Raw genomic sequence first — 18,901 nt, forward strand, 5'->3', positions numbered from 1 at the left:
TTCTATTCATTTATTTCGACAATTTATTACAAAAAAAGCTTTATACGTTTGTTTTTTTATTATTAATGGTAGACTTAGTAATACAAACAACTCTTGGGAGGAACCAAAATGATAGAACTTATTGTATCTGATATGGATGGAACATTATTAAATGGAAAAATGAAAGTTTCTGAAACAAATGCTAAAGCTATTAAAGCGGCTATGAACCAAGGGATTCATTTTATGGTCGCCACAGGCCGTGGATTTACTGAAGCACAACCGTTACTTAAAGAAGTGGGTATCAACTGTTCGTTTATCACGCTTAATGGTGCTCAAGTTTATAATGAAGAAGGCTCTGTCATTCAAAATATTGGCATCGATAAACAATCGGTACACGAAATCGTTGCTGCGATAAAGAAAAGAAATCTTTATTGTGAAATGACGACATCTAATGGAATTTATTCCGATAATAAAGCGAAACGTATCGAATCTGTTGCTTCTTTATTATTTGAAACAAATCCGGATACTACTTATAAAATGGCCGTTGTTTTAGCAGCAGCCCGTTTAGAAATTATGAATATAAACTATGTTGAAGATTACGAAGAGCTTGTGCACGATGATTCCATTGAAGTTTTAAAAATTATCGCTTTTAGTGATGATGGTCGTAAGGTACTTGGGCCACTTACAGAGGAACTTGAAAAATCAGGTGAGCTTGCAATTACCGCTTCTTTTGTTAATAACATTGAAATCAATAACATTAATGCCCAAAAAGGCATTGCTCTTGAAGCAGCTGCAAAAAAATTAAATATTCCTCTTGAAAACATTATGACACTTGGAGATAATTTCAATGATGTCTCGATGTTAAAAGTAGCCGGATATAGTTTTGCCATGGAAAATGCTGAAGAAGAAGTCAAAACGTATGCTAAATACATTACTACTAGCAATAATAATGATGGTATTGCACATGCAATCAACCTAGCTTTAAACGATCAATTAGACTCAGCCAAATCACCTACTTTCGTAGAACGCACTGAGTAGAAAGTGAAAGTTAACAAATCTTATAGTAACAGTTTTTCTTTTCGTTTCGTTGTTATTAGTAGGTTGACAATACGTTAACTCAGCTAATAAATGAAGGGAGAGAATAACATGGATGCAAGTACTCAGTGGCTGTCTACTGTAACAGAGATTATCGGTAATGTTGGTTTCCCCATTTTTATCGCTTTATTTCTACTTCAGCGTATGGAAACTAAACTTGATGACGTGGTGAAAGCTCTGCACGAATTAGGTCAAGCCATTAAATCAGCGATATAAAGAAAACCCGCCATTAAAAAAGGCGGGCTTTTTTTTATCTCATTTGTATTTCGTTTTGCTTCTAGTTTTGGTATACTAAAAGAAACTGTATCCGCTTAATTTACCTTTAGAGGGGCGTTCATTATGGTACTTCTTTACATGAAACAAGAATATGTTTCAAGACAAGAAAAGATTCTCGTGAAAAATGAACTTGGCAAAGATCTCTACCTTATTTCAGGCAAATGGGGCAGAATCGGTGATAAATTATCGTTATATAGCATAGACGGTGACTTGCTTGTAGAAGTCAAACAAACAGTATTGTCTTTATTTCCTAAATTTGATATCTATACCCAAGGTAAAAAAATTGGTTCCATTACTAAACACCGTGGCTTAAAAGATGTTTATTTTAAAGTTACGCCGCTAAATTGGATTGTAACTGGAGATTTTTATAATCACAACTACACGGTAAACTGTAAAGGTAAGTTAATTATGGAAATGACTAAAGCTTATACTTCCTTTGGTGATTATTATGCACTGCATATACCCGAATCTCAACATGCACCACTTTGTCTCTGTATTGCTTTGATTGTAGATAATCTTACGTTAACACGCTTACCACAGACAGAAAAAAAACGAGTAAACCGTGCAATACAACTTATTTAATGGACATATAAGGCATTGATTTAATTGATCAATGCCTTTTTTAATGGATTTCCCATTGCATGTGGTCGTATAAATGTTGACCCAGCGTACACTCCCATACCTTTTTAAAGCCGATTTTAAGATACAGTTGTTGTGCTTTTTGATTCAGTTGGTCACAATTCAGTCCAATGATTTTCTCGTTCTCTGACTTTGCAATAGCTGGTAGTGCTTTTAACAACTCGCTTGCTACACCTTGTCCTCTAAAATTCACATCCGTCACCAACGAATCTAAGTACCACTCACCTGGAATGGTTTCAGGATCCTGAAATAAGAGGGTCTCTATTCCTTGTGCTTTTAATTTATCATTAAAAGCCTCATCAACTATAGGTTCCAACTCACCTTTGTACCCAAAACAGACACCTGCTCTTTTCCCTTCACGGATGCAGATATGTGCGCGATGATAGCTATAGCGGTAATTTTCATCTTCCATCGCTTCTTTCATCAGTTGTTTCAATTTATCCGTGTTTATTTCTTTCAACAATGTTAGCTCCATGTCTTCTAGAATAATCCAGACCCATTCCACTAATTGTTCTATATCTGTTATTTTAGCTTTTCGTAACACTTTATCACCCGCTTAGTTTGTCTTTTTCGCAATTTAAGCATAACGAACAAGTTTAAGTTATTCAACCTTTTATAGAAAAAGAAACGAGACAAGGGTATGTTAGTTTTTATCACATAACCAGATTACATTTTTGTTGCAATTGCCTTAAAATTAAATTAGTATTATATCTTATACAAGGAGGTTTCTTATGAATTTACGAAAAAAATCACTTTTTACTATTATGACGGCTTTATTACTTACAGTAATTTTCACTATTCTACTACCTACTACAGCTTCTGCTCAAGAAACAGATAAGACATATATCATTGGAACTGACATCACGTTTGCTCCCTTTGAATACAAAGATGCTGATGGTGAATATAAAGGAATTGATGTTGATTTATTAGATGCAATCGCTAAAGATCAAGGTTTCAACTATGAATTACGACCTCTAGGATTTAGTGCTGCATTACAAGCTTTAGAAACAAATCAAGTAGATGGCATGATCGCCGGTATGAGTATTACACCCGAACGTCAAGACTCATTTGATTTTTCTGAGCCTTACTTTGAAAGTGGTGTAGTTATGGCCGTCTCAGCGGATAACGATGACATTACTTCTTACGAAGATTTAGAAGGCAAAACAGTGGCTATCAAAGTAGGAACTACTGGTGCTGCTTTTGCTGAATCTATTCAAGAGGAATATGGATTTGATGTAAATACTTTTGAAGATTCTGCAAATATGTACGAAGACGTTCAAACTGGCAACTCAGATGCTGCTTTTGAAGATTATCCTGTAATGGCTTATGCGATTCAATCAGGTTTAAAATTGAAAATACCGACTGATCCTGAGCCTGGCGACAATTATGGTTTTGCCGTAAATAAAGATCAAAATGCTGAATTATTGGAAATGTTCAATAATGGATTAATCAACATCCGTGCAAATGGCACTTACGATGACATACTTGATACTTATCTTGGAGAGACGTCTCAAACCGAAACAGCTAATCTTGGATTCTTTGGTTTGATACAACAAAATGGCGGCGAATTATTAAAAGGTCTTGGTAGAACATTACTGTTAACCATTACGGCATTTATCATCGCTACCATTTTAGGTGTTATTTTTGGATTATTTAGCGCTTCTCCAAACAAAGTATTAAATTGGATAGCAACGATTTACGTAGATATTTTACGCGGTATCCCTTTAATCGTTTTAGCCTTTTTCATCTACTTCTCTATCCCACAATTCTTAAATATTCAAATACCAGCTTACCTTGCTGGTGTGATTACATTAAGTTTAAATACAACAGCCTACATCGCTGAACTGGTTCGTGGTGGTATTCAAGCGGTAGATAACGGCCAGCTAGAAGCTTCTAGAAGTTTGGGTCTTACTTACAACACTTCGATGCGCAAAGTAGTTTTACCACAAGCCGTTAAGATAATGATTCCATCTTTTATCAATCAATTTGTTATCACACTTAAAGATACTTCAATCTTATCCGTGATTGGAATTGTTGAATTGACTCAAACCGGAAAAATCATTATTGCCCGTACCTATTCTTCTGGCGATATGTGGTTGATCGTCGGTTTAATGTATATCATTATCATTACCATTCTAACGAAATTTTCAAATTATCTTGAAAGGAGATTATCAAATGACTAAACTAAAAGTTGAACATTTAAAGAAAAGTTTCGGAAATCTAGAGGTTTTAAAAGACTTGAATGTTGAAGTACAAGAAGGAGAAGTTATTTGTATTATCGGCCCTTCTGGTTCTGGGAAAAGTACTTTTCTTCGTTGCATGAACGCTTTAGAAGACATTACAGGCGGAAAAGTCATCATTGATGATTTTGATTTAACCGATCCTAAGCAAGATATCAATAAAGTACGTGAAAATATTGGAATGGTTTTTCAACAATTTAATTTATTCCCACATTTAACTGTTCTAGATAATATTACATTAGCTCCTAAAGAGTTAAAAAAAGAATCGACTGAGGCCATCAATAAAAGAGCGTTAGAATTATTAGAAACAGTTGGTCTTTCAGAAAAAGCCGCTGATTATCCTAAATCATTATCTGGTGGACAAAAGCAACGTGTGGCTATCGCACGAGCTTTAGCAATGAATCCGGACATCATGTTATTCGATGAACCAACTAGTGCACTTGATCCAGAAATGGTTGGTGACGTGCTTGAAGTTATGCAAAAACTAGCGGATCAAGGCATGACAATGTTAGTTGTGACCCATGAAATGGGTTTCGCTAAAGAAGTAGCGGATCGCGTTATTTTCATGGATGGCGGTTATATCGTTGAAGAAGGCAAACCTGAACAACTCTTTAACCATCCGCAACATGAGAGAACAAAAAACTTTTTAGATAAAGTGTTAATTTAAAAAAGTTCTGCCATGCGAGTAAACTCTCGCATGGCAGAACTTTTTTGCTATTATAACTCTTTTATTTCTTTCAATTCGGTTGTTTCATTTTCATTATTAGTTACCTCTTTTTTTTGCAAGACGTGCATTGCTAACATAAGCAAGCCATTGGAAACAAGAATAATCCCTATCATAACAAAATTAGCTTTCAAATAAACTGCATCCCCTAACCCACTACTGATAGCTTGTCTAAAACCATAAATAGAATACGTCATTGGTAAGAACGGATGAATTGCTTGGAAGAATGAATTTGTTAACGGCATTGGGAATGTTCCACCAGAACCGCCTAATTGTATGACGAGCAACACCATTGCCAAAAAGCGACCGATATTGTCGAATGCGACAACTAACATCATTATAATAGACATGAATGCTAGCGAAGTAAGGATAGCTAATAAGAATAATTTCCCAACAAATAATACTTCTAATCCCATCATTAATAAGATTCCACATTCAATCACTGCCATTAAAGTTGCCACTAGCATGGTTACTGAAGTCTTACTTTGCCACCAAGCAAAGCTTGATTTCCCTTGAAGTGCTCTCTTGCGAACAGGATAGATTGTAGTAAAAGCAATTGCTCCAATGTACAATGCCATTGACATAATATAAGGGGCTAACGCTGCTCCATAGTTTGGCACAGTACTATATTTTTCTTGCTCTAACGTTATAGGACTTGCAAACATATCTGTGGTTTTATTCGTAGCATCTATATCATTAACAGTTGTTGAACCTTCTAATAAACTAGTTGATAACTGATTCGTTCCATCTTTCAATGTATTTATTCCAGTTCCTAGTGTTTTAGATCCATCACTTAATGCTTGCGAGCCCTCTTTAAGTTTTGTAGAACCATCTGCTAGGCTAGTTGCACCATCATTTAAACTAGCTGAATTATCGTTCAAAAGAGTCGTTCCTTCGACTAATTTTGTCGATCCATTGTTTAATTGATTGATACCTTCAATTAAGTTTGGCAACTGAGTGGTTAATTGTCCTATGCCACTATTTAATTGTTGAGCACCTGTATTTAATGCCGGTGAATTTGCCTTTAATTTATCTGCCCCAGACTGCAAACTTTCTACTCCGTTTGTATAGTCTGTTACTCCATTTACTAATCCATTTTCTCCTGACAGACCATTTTGAACAGCAGCTAGACCTTGGTTTAATTCAGTCATCCCTTGAATGATTCCTTTATTAGAACCCGTCCCTTGTTGTTCCAAAGCTTTTTGTATGCCTGATAATCCGTTAATAAGTTCATTCATTGCTTGATTAGTTGCTGGCAATAGTTGGTTTGAACTTTGAGCGAGTGCATCTATTTGCGTTTTTAGTTGTGGCAATTGATTGGTTAATTCACTGATTGTCGTCAATTCCTTTTGCAAATTGCTTAACGATGTACCAGCATCAGTTGCGTTTGTTGCTATTGCATTTGTACTTTCATTTGCAACAGCTAGTTGATCTTTCAATTTGCTTATGTTTGCTAACTCTGCTTGTTTTGCAGCGATTGCACTTGTATCATTTGTAGCTATTGCCGTATTCAATTCAGCAATTGTACTTTCAAGAGCGTTAACTGTATCTGTCGCTTCTTTTAAACTACCACCAGTGACTGCTATATTGTTTGCAACGCTAGTTAAACTATCACCTGCTTGTTTCAGATTAGTTTCAATCCCACCATTACTAGCAGTGTTTGACTGTCCGTTAAGCAGAGTATCTAGTTTTTGAATCCCATCATTCATAGAAGACAAGTTTTTCATTAAAAATTGTAGTTGGTCATTGTTTTCGGTTGTTAGACTTTTATCTAATTCTGCAGAAAGCTGATTTAATCCCGTTAATAATTGATCACTACCTGATTTAACTTGATCAACACCATTACTGATTTCACTTGTGCCATTTTGAAGTGAGGTAGAATTTCCGTTCAATAGCTTAGTTCCATCGGCCAACTGTGAAACACCATTTGTATAAGATTCAACACCGTTTGATAAATCTGCTGATCCTTTTTCTAACTGCAGACCGCCATTTTGAAGCGGGCCTACATTTGACGCTAACGTACTGATGCCATTATTTAGCTGAGTTGCGCCATTATTTACTTGAGCTACTCCATTTGTATAGTCTTTTAGTCCCAGCTCAATTTTCTGCGTTCCTTCTTCAAATGTTAATGTACTTGAAGACAGCTTTTCTAAATTCTTTGTTAACTGTTGGCTTCCATCTGCCAACTTCCCAGTTCCATCATCAATCTCTCCGGCACCGTCAGCGGCTTTTGAAAAACCCGTTCCTATCTTACTAATTTGTTCAAATATTGCTTCCGTATAAGCTTTCGTTACATTATCAGATACTTCGGTTTTAATATCTTTAGCAGCTGATTTACTGATAACTTCTCCGATATAATTTAACGATCCATTCGTTTCATATTTAATGGTCATTTTTTTAGGATTCTTATCCATCAATGTAGCAGCATCTGTGGAAAAATCAGCCGGTAAAGTCATGACCATATAATAATCGCTATTTTCCAATCCAGATTGAGCCTCTTCTTGAGATACAAAATGCCAATCTAATGCATCATTTCCCTTAAGTTTCTCAACCACATCAGAACCTATGTCCAGTTTTTCTCCCTGATAGTCAACTGAGTGATCTAAATTAACAACTGCCACAGATAGTTTATCCGTATTTCCATAGGGATCCCAGTTTGATTTTAAGAAGAAACCAGCATACATTATTGGAATAAATAACATCACTATACAAGATAGTAGCATCATTTTATTAGAGACTAATTTCTTCCATTCCTTTTTTATCATTTCCATTTTACAAGTACATTCCTTTCAATTTAAAACGAATTATTTTTTATTCCAGTCAATAGAAGGTACTTCACTTTTGCCTATCGTAGAACCAATAAGCTGATTTAGCGTTTGCTGTTCGAGAAAACTTGTGTAAAGTTTGTCTGCTTCTCCAAAAGTTGTGGTTAGCATTTTTTCTCCATTACTAGCTGGTTCACCTATATCTGAGAAAACTTGATTAATCATCCCAGAATTTGGATAAGTAACGATTTTACCTTCTAATGCTTCTACAATTTCCAACAAATTAATTTTTTCGGGTTTTTTAGCTAACATAAAACCACCATTGCTGCCAGGGATTGATGTTGCTAACCCACTAACCACTAATTTTCGAATAATTTTTCTAATGTAAGAATGTGACGTTCCTTTTAAACGACTATTCAATACATGCGAAGTAATCGGAATATGATTATCTTGAGTAGAAAGCATAGCCAAAATACAAACTGCTTGTTCCAAGCCTTTTGTTAACTTCATTGTTTCCCTTCTTTCTTTACTTCAGTAGCATTAATTGTGGACTTTAAATATCCACAAATAGTAATATACATCTTTCACACTAATTTTGCAATTATTTTCTTCGTTTTTTCCACCATTTAGCTCGACAAGTTTAGTTGTTCGAGCTATCATAAGTTCAAAGAATTGAAAAGAGGTCTTTTACATGTTTTTAACTATTACTGAACAAGCTCAACAAAAGATCGAACAGACATGCTCTCAACATCCAGGGCAGTTAGTCCTCTATTATGAATCTAGAATTGGCTGTACCTGCGGAAATAACGGAATTTTTTTACTAAAAATCATACAACAAATAGATTCTGAACTCGATTCCATCTTATCCACATCGTTAGGGGACTTGCCTATTCAAGGCTGGAGCTTAGCTTTTTTAGATGAACAAATGAAGTTAGATTACAACGAAACCAAAAATGCGCTAATTCTGCGCAGTGATAGTGGTCTTATTAATGATAATGTCTTGATTCTTAATGAGGCTAATCACGCTCTTTCTTAATTTTAGCAAACATATTGGTGGACATTCCGCCCTTTTCGATATATAATTCACTTACTAAATGAAAGTGTAACAAAGTAGCTAAATGGAGGGATTTTATGTTTTTAACTGTAACAGAACCCGCAATTGAACGATTAAAAGCAATTCAAGCACAACACCCAGGAAAATTAGCTTTATATTATAACCGTATAACAGGTGGCTACGCTTGTGGAATCGTTGGTACCTTTTCACTAAAATTATTTACCAGTCCCAATGAAGAATTAAATGCGACTATTGACTCAACTATTGGAGAAATCCCAGTCCAAAGTAATCGTCTAGAAGACTTATCAGAAAACGTTGTATTAGATTATAAAAAATCAAAAAATAGTTTGATTTTAAAAAGTGACGCTGGACTGATAAATGACGACGTAACCGTACTAGATAATGACAATAACAAACTTTTTTAAACCCTAACAAACTAAAAAGCCGAGACAAAGGATTCTTTCTCCTTTATCTCGGCTTTTTTATTTTTCACTCAGGGCTTCTTTAATTCTTACAGCTGTTTTTAAAGGGATTCCCAACCCATTTATTTCTTCCACACTTGCTTCTGTTACTTTTTTTACTGATTTAAAATGCTTTAATATCTTTGTGCGTGTCTTTGGCCCAACACCTTCAATACGATCCAATTTCGAGGACAAACTATTTTTCCCACGTAACTGACGGTGAAATGTAATCGCAAAACGATGGACTTCATCTTGAATTCGTTGAACAAGGTAAAAAGCTTGACTAGTCGGTTTTAGAGATACTTTTTCAAGTTTTTCGCCAAAAATAAGCGAAGAAGTTCTATGTTTATCATCTTTCACCATACCTGCTACAGGAATCGATAATCCCAACTCGTTCTCAAGAATATTAATGGCACCATTTACTTGAATTTTCCCACCATCCATTAAAATTAAATCCGGTAAAGGTTTGCCTTCTTTTAACAACCGCTCATATCTTCTTCGAATAACCTCTTCAGTCGTGGCTAATTCATTGCTTCCATGAACATTTTTTATTTTGTATTTTCGGTAATTGCTTTTATCTGGTCGACCATCTAAAAAAGAGACCATCGCTGAAACAGGGTTTGTTCCTTGAATATTGGAGTGGTCAAAGGCTTCAATACGACTAACTAGAGGCAAATGTAGCGCTTCTGAAAGCTCTTTGATTGCTCCAATTGTTTTACGATCATCCATTTCAATGAGCTGGAATTTTTCATTTAATGAAATTTCACTGTTTTTCGTTGCTAAATCCAGCATGTCTTTTTTTCTTCCTTGAAGCGGTACTTTAACAGGTATTTCTAGCACCTCAGACAATGTTTTGGTATCTACGCCACTTGGCACCAATATTTCTTTTGGTAGCAAATGATTCTCTTCTTGATAAAATTGAACCATATAGGAGGCTAACTCTTCTTGAGGTGTATCGTAACAAGGAAAAATAGTTGCTTCTCTCTTAATCAATGTGGCTTGCCTTATAAAGAATACTTGAATTGAAATCCAACCTTTATTCATATAATAGCTAAAAACATCTCTAGTCGTAAAATCATTCGTAATAATATTTTGTCTTTCCACAGTCGTTTCAATATATTGAATTTGATTGCGGTATTCTGCTGCTCGTTCAAAAGCCAACTCATCAGCTGCTTGCATCATTTTACTTTTCAATATTTTTTTAATTTCTTTTACATCGCCATTCAAGAAACGCCTAATTTTGTCGATTTGAGCATTGTATTCTTCTTTAGGTATCTCATGGTCGCAAGGGCCAATACACTGCCCTAAATGGTAATACAAACACGCTCTCTTTTGATACCCATTGCATTTCCTCAATGGATAAACTTTTTGGATAAATTGTTGTGTTTCACTCGCTGCATATACATTTGGATAGGGTCCAAAATAATGTCCGCCATCTCTTTTAACTTCAGACGTAATAATGAGTTGTGGATCCTTTTCATTTGTAATCTTTAAATACGGATAGCTTGTTCCTTGCTTTAATTTGATATTGTATTTCGGTAAGTGTTTTTTGATTAATGTGATTTCAAGCAGCAAACATTCTTTATCCGTAGAAGTAATAATAGTTTCAAAATCTACAATTTCTTCAACCAGTAATTGCGTTTTCCCTTCGTGAGTCCCTCGAAAATAAGAACGTACGCGTTTTTTTAAATTTTTAGCTTTTCCAATATAGATGATTTCTTTTTCTTTATTTTTCATTAAATAACATCCTGGCAAGTCAGGAAGCAACATTAGTTTATTATTGATATGTGTATTAACCATCTTCATGATTCCCCTTATAGTCATTCATTACTTTTCACTGTTAATTAATTATGATTATTCGTCAAATAGTGCAGCTAATTCAAAAAAAACTCATCTATTGATTCTAAGAATTGTAAATTCTTATTTATCTATTTTACCACTAAACAGTAAAACAACGACAGAATTAACGCTCTGTCGTTGTTTTACTGTTTATTATCTTTTAGAAGAACTAAATAAGAACCAATTATTAAATGTACTATAATCTGAGTAGCCCACTGCAATCTCTTTATATAAAAATAACTTTCCAAGTTGATGTTCCCCAGATTGGTATTTCAATTCGATATCTTTTGCAATTGCTTGGTACAACTCTTCTAATTGTTCATCATTAAGTTGGCCGTACTTGTTTTCCCATGACTCTAAAAAAGCTTCTTCATCACTATCTAGATAAAAATCGATTTCTACTTGCTCTGCCATCTGATTCACCTTTTCTAAAAAAATCTTAATTTAAGATATTAATGGTAATTGTTTTTCTACCAAAATTATTCGCTTGTTGCACAGTAGAAAAGTGAATATCAATTTTATTGCCTTTGATTGCTCCACCAGTATCTCCAGCGATAAATGTTCCATATCCTGGAATTTCAACAATCGAACCTAAAGGAATTACACGAGGATCTACCGCAATAACCATTGGATTACTTTCTAAGTTGATTCCAGTTGCAGTATGAGTACTCAAATTAGCTTGTTTAGTTGAATATCCTGTTGCTGATACAACAATTGATTTACCTTTTGATGTTGTTGCAGTACTTTCAGCTGGTTTAGTAGTAGCAACCTTTTCAGTTGCTACTGTTGTTTCTTCTTTTTTATTTTCTGATGGCTCAGTTGTTGCAGTTGTTGTTACAGTAGCAGATTCTTTTTCAAGTTTTGTTTCAAGCGCTGTAGCAGTTGCTTTTTCAGCTGCTGCTTTCTCTTCAGCAGCTTTAGCTTCAGCAATTCTTGTTTCTTCTGCTGCACGTTTTTCATCTAATTCATTTAGAATTTCTTGATTTTCATCCATTGTTTTTTGAAGACTTGCTATTTGTGTATCCATTTCAGCTTTTTGTGCTTTAGCTTCTGCTGTTTCATTTTCTAATAAAGCTAAATTACTTTCAAGTTCTGTTTTCAATGCTGCTAATTCTGCTTTTTCATCTTCAGCCATTTCTAACTGGTCGTTTCCAGCTGATTGCAAAGTAACTAAAACATATGCACGATTAAAGAAATCTGATACACTTTCAGATTCAAATAATGACAATACAACATTTTGATTTACTTCAGTTGTTTGCATAGATAAGATACGTTCTTTTGCTTGATCCAAACGTTCTTTAACAACTGCTTCTTGTTCATTAACTGTTTCACTAGTTGCTTGAACCGTGTCTTTTAAAACATCAATTTGAGTAGTTAATTCTTCTAGCTCACTATTTTTTTCATTTACCTTAGTCAAAACTTTATTAATTTCACTATCAATTGCTGCCATTTCTTTTTCTTTTGTATTTTGTTGCGATTCGATTTCATTTAATGTCGCTGCAAAACCTGTTGTAGGAATGACGTTAACCATTAATAAAGCCAACATAAGGCTAGTAACTAGTTTTTTTATTCTCACGAATTGACAACACCCTTCTTTTCTTCTATTTTTGCTCTCCAATGATTATAACGAATAAAACGTACTGTTATATTTCTTTAAGATTACTTTTTGTTACAAAACAATTTTAAGGTATACTAAAACTGTAATAAACGTATTAGGAGGATGAAAAAATGTCGAAAAAAATTTATTTTGCAAGTCCATTGTTTTCAGAGATGGAAAAAATTTACAACGAAATACTAGTAGCAAGCATTCGAAAGACCTATTCAGAAGTAAAAGTCTATGTTCCTCAAGAACAAGGGGAAATAAATGATAAAAATAGCTATGCAGATTCAATTGCTATTGCTAAATACGATACGAACGCCTTATTAGATAGCCAGTTAATGGTTGCCGTTTTAGATGGTTCAACGATTGATGTTGGAGTGGCCACTGAAATTGGTGTTGCTTATCAAGCGGGAATACCTATCATTGGTTTATATACGGATTCACGTCAGCAAGGGGCTACAAATCCTAAAAAATTGAATGCTTTACAAGAAGTGGCCGAATCTCAATTTTCATATATCAATCTTTACACAGTTGGATTAATCAAAATGAATGGTGCTATTTACAGCACTTCTGAAGACTTTATTACAGCTATTGGTGCTTATTTGTAATCATTTTGTAAAAAAAAGGTTCCCTGCAATAATTGCAAGGAACCTTTTTTATGGAGTTTGAGTTTCTAATTGTAGACTTTATTCTTCTATTATAAAGCACGGGGATTTGGTTTCGTAACTAAGCTAATGATAATTCCAACGACAAATCCAATTGTTGCTGGTAGAATCCATCCCATTCCCATAGAAAACAAAGGCAGATAGTCTGCACAAAAAGTTAAGAAATTTTGTATTCCATTTAAATTACGGATATTTTCAGGTAAAGCATTTAATAGATCCGCTACACTGACTACTAGCGTAAAAATTGTTGTGGTAACATAAACCACTTGTCGGTCTTTGAATAAAGGAGACAATAGTGCTAGTAAAATCAATGTTATCGCTAATGGGTATAAAAACATTAACACGGGAAGTGAAAAAGCAATGATATTTGTTAATCCAATATTTGCGACTAACGTTGTTAACACACTGAATACCACTACGTATGCTTTATAACTAATTGAGCGTGGAAACATTTCTTTAAACGTTTCAGCACAAGCTGTTATTAAACCAATAGCTGTTTTCAAACAAGCGACTGTTACAATCACAGCTAATAATACACTGCCAAATGAACCAAAGTAATAGTTAGAAATTTGGGCTAAGGCAATTCCACCATTTTCTGAAACTGGGAACTGTCCAACACTCATTGTTCCAATATAAGCTAAGCTAGCATAGATGATTCCCATCAAAAGAATGCTAATCAATCCTGATTTAATCGTGTCTTTTGCTATCTCGCTTGGCTTAGTTACTCCTAACGTTTTAATTGTTTGAACAACTACAATTCCGAATGCTAGTGATGCTAGTGCATCCATTGTATTGTATCCTTCAAGAAATCCGCTAACAAAGGGTTGCGCTACATAACTCCCCGTCACTGACGCGTCCATCACGCCTCCAAGCGGACGAATAAATGCTGTTACGATCAAGACGCCTAAGAAGACTAAGAAAATAGGGTTTAATACTTTTCCAACATAAACTAAAATTTTTGTAGGTTTTAAAGAAAGAAATAATGCTGTACCATAAAATAAAATAGAAAAAATTGCTAATCCTACTGTTTGATATGCTGGACTAATGTAAGGTGTTAAACCAATTTCATACGATACTGTACTCAATCTAGGCAATGCAAAGAATGGTCCAATCGTTAAATACAAAGCGATTGTCATAAAGTAACCATAATAAGGATGAATACGACTAGCTAAATCAAATAAACCATTACTTTTGGAAATTCCAATCGCGATAACTCCTAAAAATGGCAATCCAATACCTGTTACTAAAAATCCTAGTGTAGCCCAACTTACGTTAGCTCCTGCTACTTGACCCATGTGAACGGGAAAGATTAAATTTCCTGCTCCAAAAAACAATCCAAATAACATGGATCCTATATACAAATAAGAAGACAATGATAGTCCTTTTTTCATAAAAACCGCCCTTTCTAACGTATCTATGTAACACGTAACTTAAATAATAGCTTTTTTAGTTCTCACCTTCAAGCAAAAATCCTGTTTACTTGTTAGTTTTCAATCGAGTAGGAGGTAGATAATTAATTTATCTACCGACCTCTCACACCACCGTGCGTACGGTTCCGTACACGGCGGTTCAATAATTTAAGTATCACTTACGCTCATATAGTAGGATTAAATCTTTTAATCCCCACTGTATGAGCCTTTTATTTGTTATCGAGCGGTGTAGAACTTCACTACGTGAAATACGCCAATACCCTTTACGGCTGGCTGCTGTTTTCAGTGCGTTATCGTGGTCTATTCCTAATCTTTTCAGTTGATTGTATCTAGTGGATACCTTTTTCCATCGTTTCCATATTAATTGTCTTACACGATGGCGCAACCAGTTCTGAGTTTCTTCTAGGAAGGATTTCATGAAGGAAATCTTATAATAATTTATCCATCCAACAGTTACTTGGTTTAGTTGTGTTAGGATTTCTTTAAATGTCCCTGGCCGTTTTCGGCTTGTGAGATACTTTAGTTTATTTCGGAATCGTTGTTTTGCCGACTTACTAGGTCGGCATCCAACTTTCCCATATGGTTCATAATATGAAAACCAAGGAATTTTGCTTTAGTCGGAGTGGTGATACTGCTTTTCTTTTGGTTTACTGTAAGACGCAAGTCTTTTTCAATGAATTGAGTAACACTTTCCATTACTCGTTCGCCTGCACGTTTACTTTTAACGTAAATAACGAAGTCGTCCGCGTAGCGAATGAAAGCATGACCTCTCCTTTCAAGTTCCCTATCCAGTTGATTTAAATAGACATTTGCTAGTAATGGAGAAAGTGGGACTCCTTAAGGAGCTCCGGTATCTGTCTCGATATAACTATCTTTGTCTAAAATGCCTGACTTTAGGAATTTCCATATCAGCTTTAGAACGATTTTATCTTGAATAAACCATTCTAGGTTTGCCCGTAATTTCTGATGGTGTATCGTATCGAAATAGCTTTTTAAATCATAATCGACTACTACCCGATACCCTTCTTTATAATACTGTTCTGCCTTTTGAATGGCCTGATGGGCATTTCTTCCTTTTCTAAAACCATAACTGTTGTCGGATAATTGTGGGTCGATAATCGGATCAATCACCTGGAGAATAGCTTGTTGTACCACTCTATCCAATACAGAAGGAATCCCTAATAATCTTTTGGTGCCATCTGATTTTGGAATGGATACTCTGCGCACTGGTTGTGGTTGATAAGAACCGTCTTTCAATTTCCTTATAAGATGAGGATAATATCTCTTCATGTGACCTTCCAGTTGATAGACGGTTAGACCATCTACACCTGGAGCTCCTTTGTTCTTACGAACTTTAATCATCGCTCTTTCTAAATTATCTTTATCTATAACTTTCTCGATAAGTGTGATACCATCTTGTTTTTCCATATCTATGCTACGTCCCTACGCACTCCTACATACTCTTTCGTTTCCAACTTATCCCTCTGTAGGTAGCCATCTCTTGGTCTTTACCTTGATGTTTTCTGCGATAGTGGTGACGTATTCACCTCCTGGTTTTCCCAAGATTATTATTGTTCAGCCCTTCAGAGAACAACGTTCTCCTACTATGGCGTCTGCTGACTTCTCACTATTCGTTATTACTACGAGCTTGCTCGCTAGTGAGACCTCCCCGGGTAAGAATGATAACCTTCCACTCATGTCACTGCCTCATTTACTGTAGAAGATTCGTGCAGTATTGGACTTTGCTTTGTTTAGCAAGCTCGTCCCTCTCCAGTCAGCCTTATATGAGGTTTCTGTTCGTCAGTGCGAGTGTTTGCGTCCGGCTTCCTTCAGATTCCACTTCACAATGGACACCCTTGCCATTCGCTAACAGTTCCTACTGCAAAGCCTGTTGTGGACTTTCACCACCAAGTTATCACCCATGCCGGGCGCACTAAAAAAAAGAGATGCGACTTTTGCCGCACCTCTTTTTGGATCTATATTTTTTAGTGTTGATAGTTGAATTTAGTTCATGCTTAACACTTCTGGAGGAAGAGGATTGCTTGTAGCCCTGTAAAGTATTCAATGCGAATTACATCGCTTTATCGCTTTAGCGATTAAGCGGTGTTTGAGGCTTGAAAGTTCTTAAGACATTAGGCTCAAGACGGTACCAGGGCTCTTACAAGCAAATCCGTCTATTCCGAAAGAATTTTTAGAAGCAGCCACACTATTTGACGAAGAGTCCTCTTTTTTATGTTCGAATGGTTAGTCTCATTCTATATAAAGAGACGTTTTCTTTTCTAAATAATTTTGAAAAATAGTAAAGACACTACAAATAGCCCAATAGATCAAAGCTACTAAAATATACATTGTCATGTAATCAAATTCTCTGCCACCAACAATTTTAGCTTGTTGGAAAATTTCTGGAACAGTTATCATTGCGGCCAGAGAAGTTCCTTTAATCAGATCAAGCAGCACGTTGCTCATTGGTGGCACGGCAATTCTCATTGCTTGAGGTATGATAACTTTTCGCATAATAAAAGGCCATTTCAATCCCAATGCATAGGCAGCTTCCCATTGTCCATGATCAACAGAATGCAATGAAGAACGAATGATTTCCGCACTATAGGCTGCAGAACTCAAACTAAAACCTATGATGGCAGCATTTACTGCTTCAAACTGAATTCCGATAAAGGGAAAACCAAAATACAATATAAACAAAAAAACTAACGTAGGCGTTCCACGCATAAAGGAGATATACGTACGTGCAATTATCCTTAAAATTTTACTATTCGACATACGCATAATGGCCAATAAGAACCCTAATACAGTTCCAAAAATCATACTGGCTAACGAAATACCTAAAGTATACCCTAAACCTTTTAAAATATAACCAACACTATCAAATGCTAAAGCAGGATCAAAAATATATTGCCACTGGATTTCAGACATATTCTGTCACCTACTTTCTATTCGCCTTCCTCTAATTCAATTTCAGGAAAATCATAATCAATTTGTTTTGATACGTCTTCGCCATCATAGAATTGTTTAGACAATTCTGTCAAAGTTCCATCAGCTTTCATTTCTTCTAAGGTCGTATTGACTTTATCGGTTAACAGATCATTCCCTTTTTTTATTGCATAGTTTGTTTCACTAGGGTTGTAAAAAATGTCATGAACTTTTACTGGGATTTCTGGCAAAGCAGCAACAGCCATTTTTTGTGAATAATAGTCATTCAATATCACATCCGTACGTCCATTCGCTACATCTTGCAAATATTGATCATTTGTTGCATTATCATAAATCACTTCTTCAGCTCCAAAGTGTCTGGCAACTTTCATGTAGCTTGTCGTAGCTGCTCCAGCTGCTTTTTTACCTTTTAAATCTTCTAACGTTTCAATACCCGAGTCATCTGATTCGCGTACAACCATTGCTCCAAAAGAATATTTATATGGAATTGTATAATTGTATTTATCTGCATTTTCTCCATTACGGTCTATGCCCATAGCAGCAATATCAATTGCGCCACTGTTAACAGAAGTCAGCATGCCGTCTACTCCCATTTCTGTAAAATCGACCTCTAAGTCTAATCGATTGGCAACTTCACGAATAATTTCTACTTCGTATCCTGTCAGCTTATCTGTTTCAGCCTCATGAAAAGAACTTGGATAAAGCGTTCCAGATGTAGCTACCTTTATTGCTCCTCGTTCTTCGATTTCGCTCCATGCTGTATCGGATGTATTTTTTGCTGAATCAGAAGATGATTCATTTGATCCACAAGCTGCTAAAGTCATTGATACAAAAGTTATTAATCCAAAACCCACTATTTTTTTCAACACATTACTATCCCCTTTTGTTGTCTTTTTAATTTCCTCAATTAGAATAACAATGCATAACTGTGTAGTCAAACTTCTCTTAAAAAAAGTATAATTTCTTTCATTACCTTTCTTACTTTCCACATCAAAACGTTGTTAAACTAACATTTCAAACGTTCGTTTAACAAACAATTTTGTTTTTATCTAAAATGAAACACCTGAATAAACTGTTATATTAATAATAGAATTTTGACAAAAACAAAACACCTCCTAGTTAAAGTGAGGTGTTTTATTTTTGCTTTTAAAAGATTGTTTACTGACCTACTGTGAGACTACTTCA

At 35.3% G+C, this 18,901-nt stretch carries 18 protein-coding genes and 1 pseudogene; 8 read left to right on the forward strand and 11 right to left on the reverse strand.

All coding sequences use genetic code 11. The annotated features are described in order from the left end of the window. Positions 1 to 108: 108 nt before the first annotated feature. The 3 genes from BP18_RS08195 (at position 109) to BP18_RS08205 (ending at position 1,932) form a co-directional block, all read left to right on the forward strand. Positions 109 to 1,017, forward strand: coding sequence for a Cof-type HAD-IIB family hydrolase (locus BP18_RS08195; protein ID WP_007720914.1), 909 nt, complete (start codon positions 109 to 111; stop codon positions 1,015 to 1,017). Between the two features lie 108 nt (positions 1,018 to 1,125). After that, the gene (locus BP18_RS08200) at positions 1,126 to 1,290 is read left to right on the forward strand and encodes a YvrJ family protein (RefSeq protein ID WP_231549456.1); all 165 of its coding nucleotides are present in this window, start codon (positions 1,126 to 1,128) and stop codon (positions 1,288 to 1,290) included. Between the two features lie 123 nt (positions 1,291 to 1,413). Next, a complete protein-coding gene (locus BP18_RS08205; protein ID WP_007720920.1) occupies positions 1,414 to 1,932 on the forward strand; it encodes an LURP-one-related/scramblase family protein in 519 nt (172 codons plus the stop codon). A gap of 40 nt (positions 1,933 to 1,972) precedes the next feature. On the opposite strand, the gene BP18_RS08210 is transcribed toward BP18_RS08205, so the two are convergent. Beyond that, positions 1,973 to 2,533 carry a GNAT family N-acetyltransferase gene (locus BP18_RS08210; RefSeq protein WP_029277613.1) on the reverse strand — a complete coding sequence of 187 codons (561 nt, stop codon included), beginning with the start codon at positions 2,531 to 2,533 and terminating at the stop codon, positions 1,973 to 1,975. A gap of 187 nt (positions 2,534 to 2,720) precedes the next feature. Between BP18_RS08210 and BP18_RS08215 the strand changes: the two genes are divergently transcribed. Together BP18_RS08215 and BP18_RS08220 are read left to right on the forward strand one after the other, a co-directional pair. Next, complete coding sequence (locus BP18_RS08215; RefSeq protein WP_029277612.1) at positions 2,721 to 4,172, forward strand: amino acid ABC transporter substrate-binding protein/permease; 1,452 nt, start codon at positions 2,721 to 2,723, stop codon at positions 4,170 to 4,172. Continuing rightward, the gene (locus BP18_RS08220) at positions 4,165 to 4,896 is read left to right on the forward strand and encodes an amino acid ABC transporter ATP-binding protein (RefSeq protein WP_029277610.1); all 732 of its coding nucleotides are present in this window, start codon (positions 4,165 to 4,167) and stop codon (positions 4,894 to 4,896) included. The genes BP18_RS08215 and BP18_RS08220 overlap by 8 nt, the downstream gene beginning before the upstream one ends. A 50-nt stretch (positions 4,897 to 4,946) precedes the next feature. Here BP18_RS08220 and BP18_RS08225 read toward each other — a convergent pair whose 3' ends face one another. Together BP18_RS08225 and BP18_RS08230 are read right to left on the reverse strand one after the other, a co-directional pair. Continuing rightward, positions 4,947 to 7,724: a YhgE/Pip domain-containing protein gene (locus tag BP18_RS08225; RefSeq protein ID WP_029277608.1), complete on the reverse strand. Its 2,778-nt coding sequence runs from the start codon at positions 7,722 to 7,724 to the stop codon at positions 4,947 to 4,949. A 33-nt stretch (positions 7,725 to 7,757) separates the two neighbouring features. Continuing rightward, entirely contained in the window at positions 7,758 to 8,228 is a 471-nt protein-coding gene (locus BP18_RS08230) for an Rrf2 family transcriptional regulator (RefSeq protein WP_029277606.1), read from the reverse strand. A gap of 181 nt (positions 8,229 to 8,409) precedes the next feature. Between BP18_RS08230 and BP18_RS08235 the strand changes: the two genes are divergently transcribed. Next, positions 8,410 to 8,754, forward strand: a complete 345-nt coding sequence (locus BP18_RS08235) for an iron-sulfur cluster biosynthesis family protein (protein ID WP_029277603.1) — start codon at positions 8,410 to 8,412, stop codon at positions 8,752 to 8,754. Between the two features lie 95 nt (positions 8,755 to 8,849). Then, a complete protein-coding gene (locus BP18_RS08240) occupies positions 8,850 to 9,197 on the forward strand; it encodes an iron-sulfur cluster biosynthesis family protein (RefSeq protein ID WP_029277601.1) in 348 nt (115 codons plus the stop codon). 57 nt (positions 9,198 to 9,254) lie between these two features. Here the strand turns inward: BP18_RS08240 and uvrC are convergent, their stop codons facing one another. The 3 genes from uvrC to BP18_RS08255 all read right to left on the reverse strand — a co-directional run bounded on the left by uvrC (position 9,255) and on the right by BP18_RS08255 (position 12,648). Next, entirely contained in the window at positions 9,255 to 11,033 is a 1,779-nt protein-coding gene (gene uvrC, locus BP18_RS08245; RefSeq protein WP_007720942.1) for an excinuclease ABC subunit UvrC, read from the reverse strand. Between the two features lie 192 nt (positions 11,034 to 11,225). Next, the gene (locus tag BP18_RS08250; protein ID WP_007720945.1) at positions 11,226 to 11,486 is read right to left on the reverse strand and encodes a hypothetical protein; all 261 of its coding nucleotides are present in this window, start codon (positions 11,484 to 11,486) and stop codon (positions 11,226 to 11,228) included. A gap of 25 nt (positions 11,487 to 11,511) precedes the next feature. Further along, the gene (locus BP18_RS08255) at positions 11,512 to 12,648 is read right to left on the reverse strand and encodes a 3D domain-containing protein (protein WP_155860424.1); all 1,137 of its coding nucleotides are present in this window, start codon (positions 12,646 to 12,648) and stop codon (positions 11,512 to 11,514) included. A gap of 152 nt (positions 12,649 to 12,800) precedes the next feature. Here BP18_RS08255 and BP18_RS08260 point away from each other — a divergent pair, with 152 nt between their 5' ends. Beyond that, entirely contained in the window at positions 12,801 to 13,280 is a 480-nt protein-coding gene (locus tag BP18_RS08260; RefSeq protein ID WP_007720949.1) for a nucleoside 2-deoxyribosyltransferase, read from the forward strand. Positions 13,281 to 13,369: 89 nt separating this feature from the next. On the opposite strand, the gene brnQ is transcribed toward BP18_RS08260, so the two are convergent. The 5 genes and pseudogenes from brnQ to BP18_RS08280 form a co-directional block, all read right to left on the reverse strand. Beyond that, positions 13,370 to 14,728: a branched-chain amino acid transport system II carrier protein gene (gene brnQ, locus BP18_RS08265; protein ID WP_007720951.1), complete on the reverse strand. Its 1,359-nt coding sequence runs from the start codon at positions 14,726 to 14,728 to the stop codon at positions 13,370 to 13,372. Between the two features lie 193 nt (positions 14,729 to 14,921). Further along, positions 14,922 to 15,374, reverse strand: a complete 453-nt coding sequence (locus BP18_RS12865; RefSeq protein WP_081835468.1) for a group II intron maturase-specific domain-containing protein — start codon at positions 15,372 to 15,374, stop codon at positions 14,922 to 14,924. Continuing rightward, positions 15,287 to 16,195: pseudogene (ltrA, locus tag BP18_RS12870) on the reverse strand (group II intron reverse transcriptase/maturase). Before ltrA ends, BP18_RS12865 begins: the two are co-directional and overlap by 88 nt. Before the next feature lie 822 nt (positions 16,196 to 17,017). Continuing rightward, on the reverse strand, positions 17,018 to 17,698 hold the full coding sequence (locus tag BP18_RS08275; RefSeq protein WP_007720956.1) for an amino acid ABC transporter permease: 681 nt from the start codon (positions 17,696 to 17,698) through the stop codon (positions 17,018 to 17,020). 17 nt (positions 17,699 to 17,715) lie between these two features. Further along, positions 17,716 to 18,585 carry a transporter substrate-binding domain-containing protein gene (locus BP18_RS08280; protein ID WP_007720958.1) on the reverse strand — a complete coding sequence of 290 codons (870 nt, stop codon included), beginning with the start codon at positions 18,583 to 18,585 and terminating at the stop codon, positions 17,716 to 17,718. Positions 18,586 to 18,901: the final 316 nt, after the last annotated feature.

Origin of the sequence: Carnobacterium jeotgali MS3 (assembly GCF_000745125.1) — a bacterium.
Lineage (GTDB): Bacteria > Bacillota > Bacilli > Lactobacillales > Carnobacteriaceae > Carnobacterium_B > Carnobacterium_B jeotgali.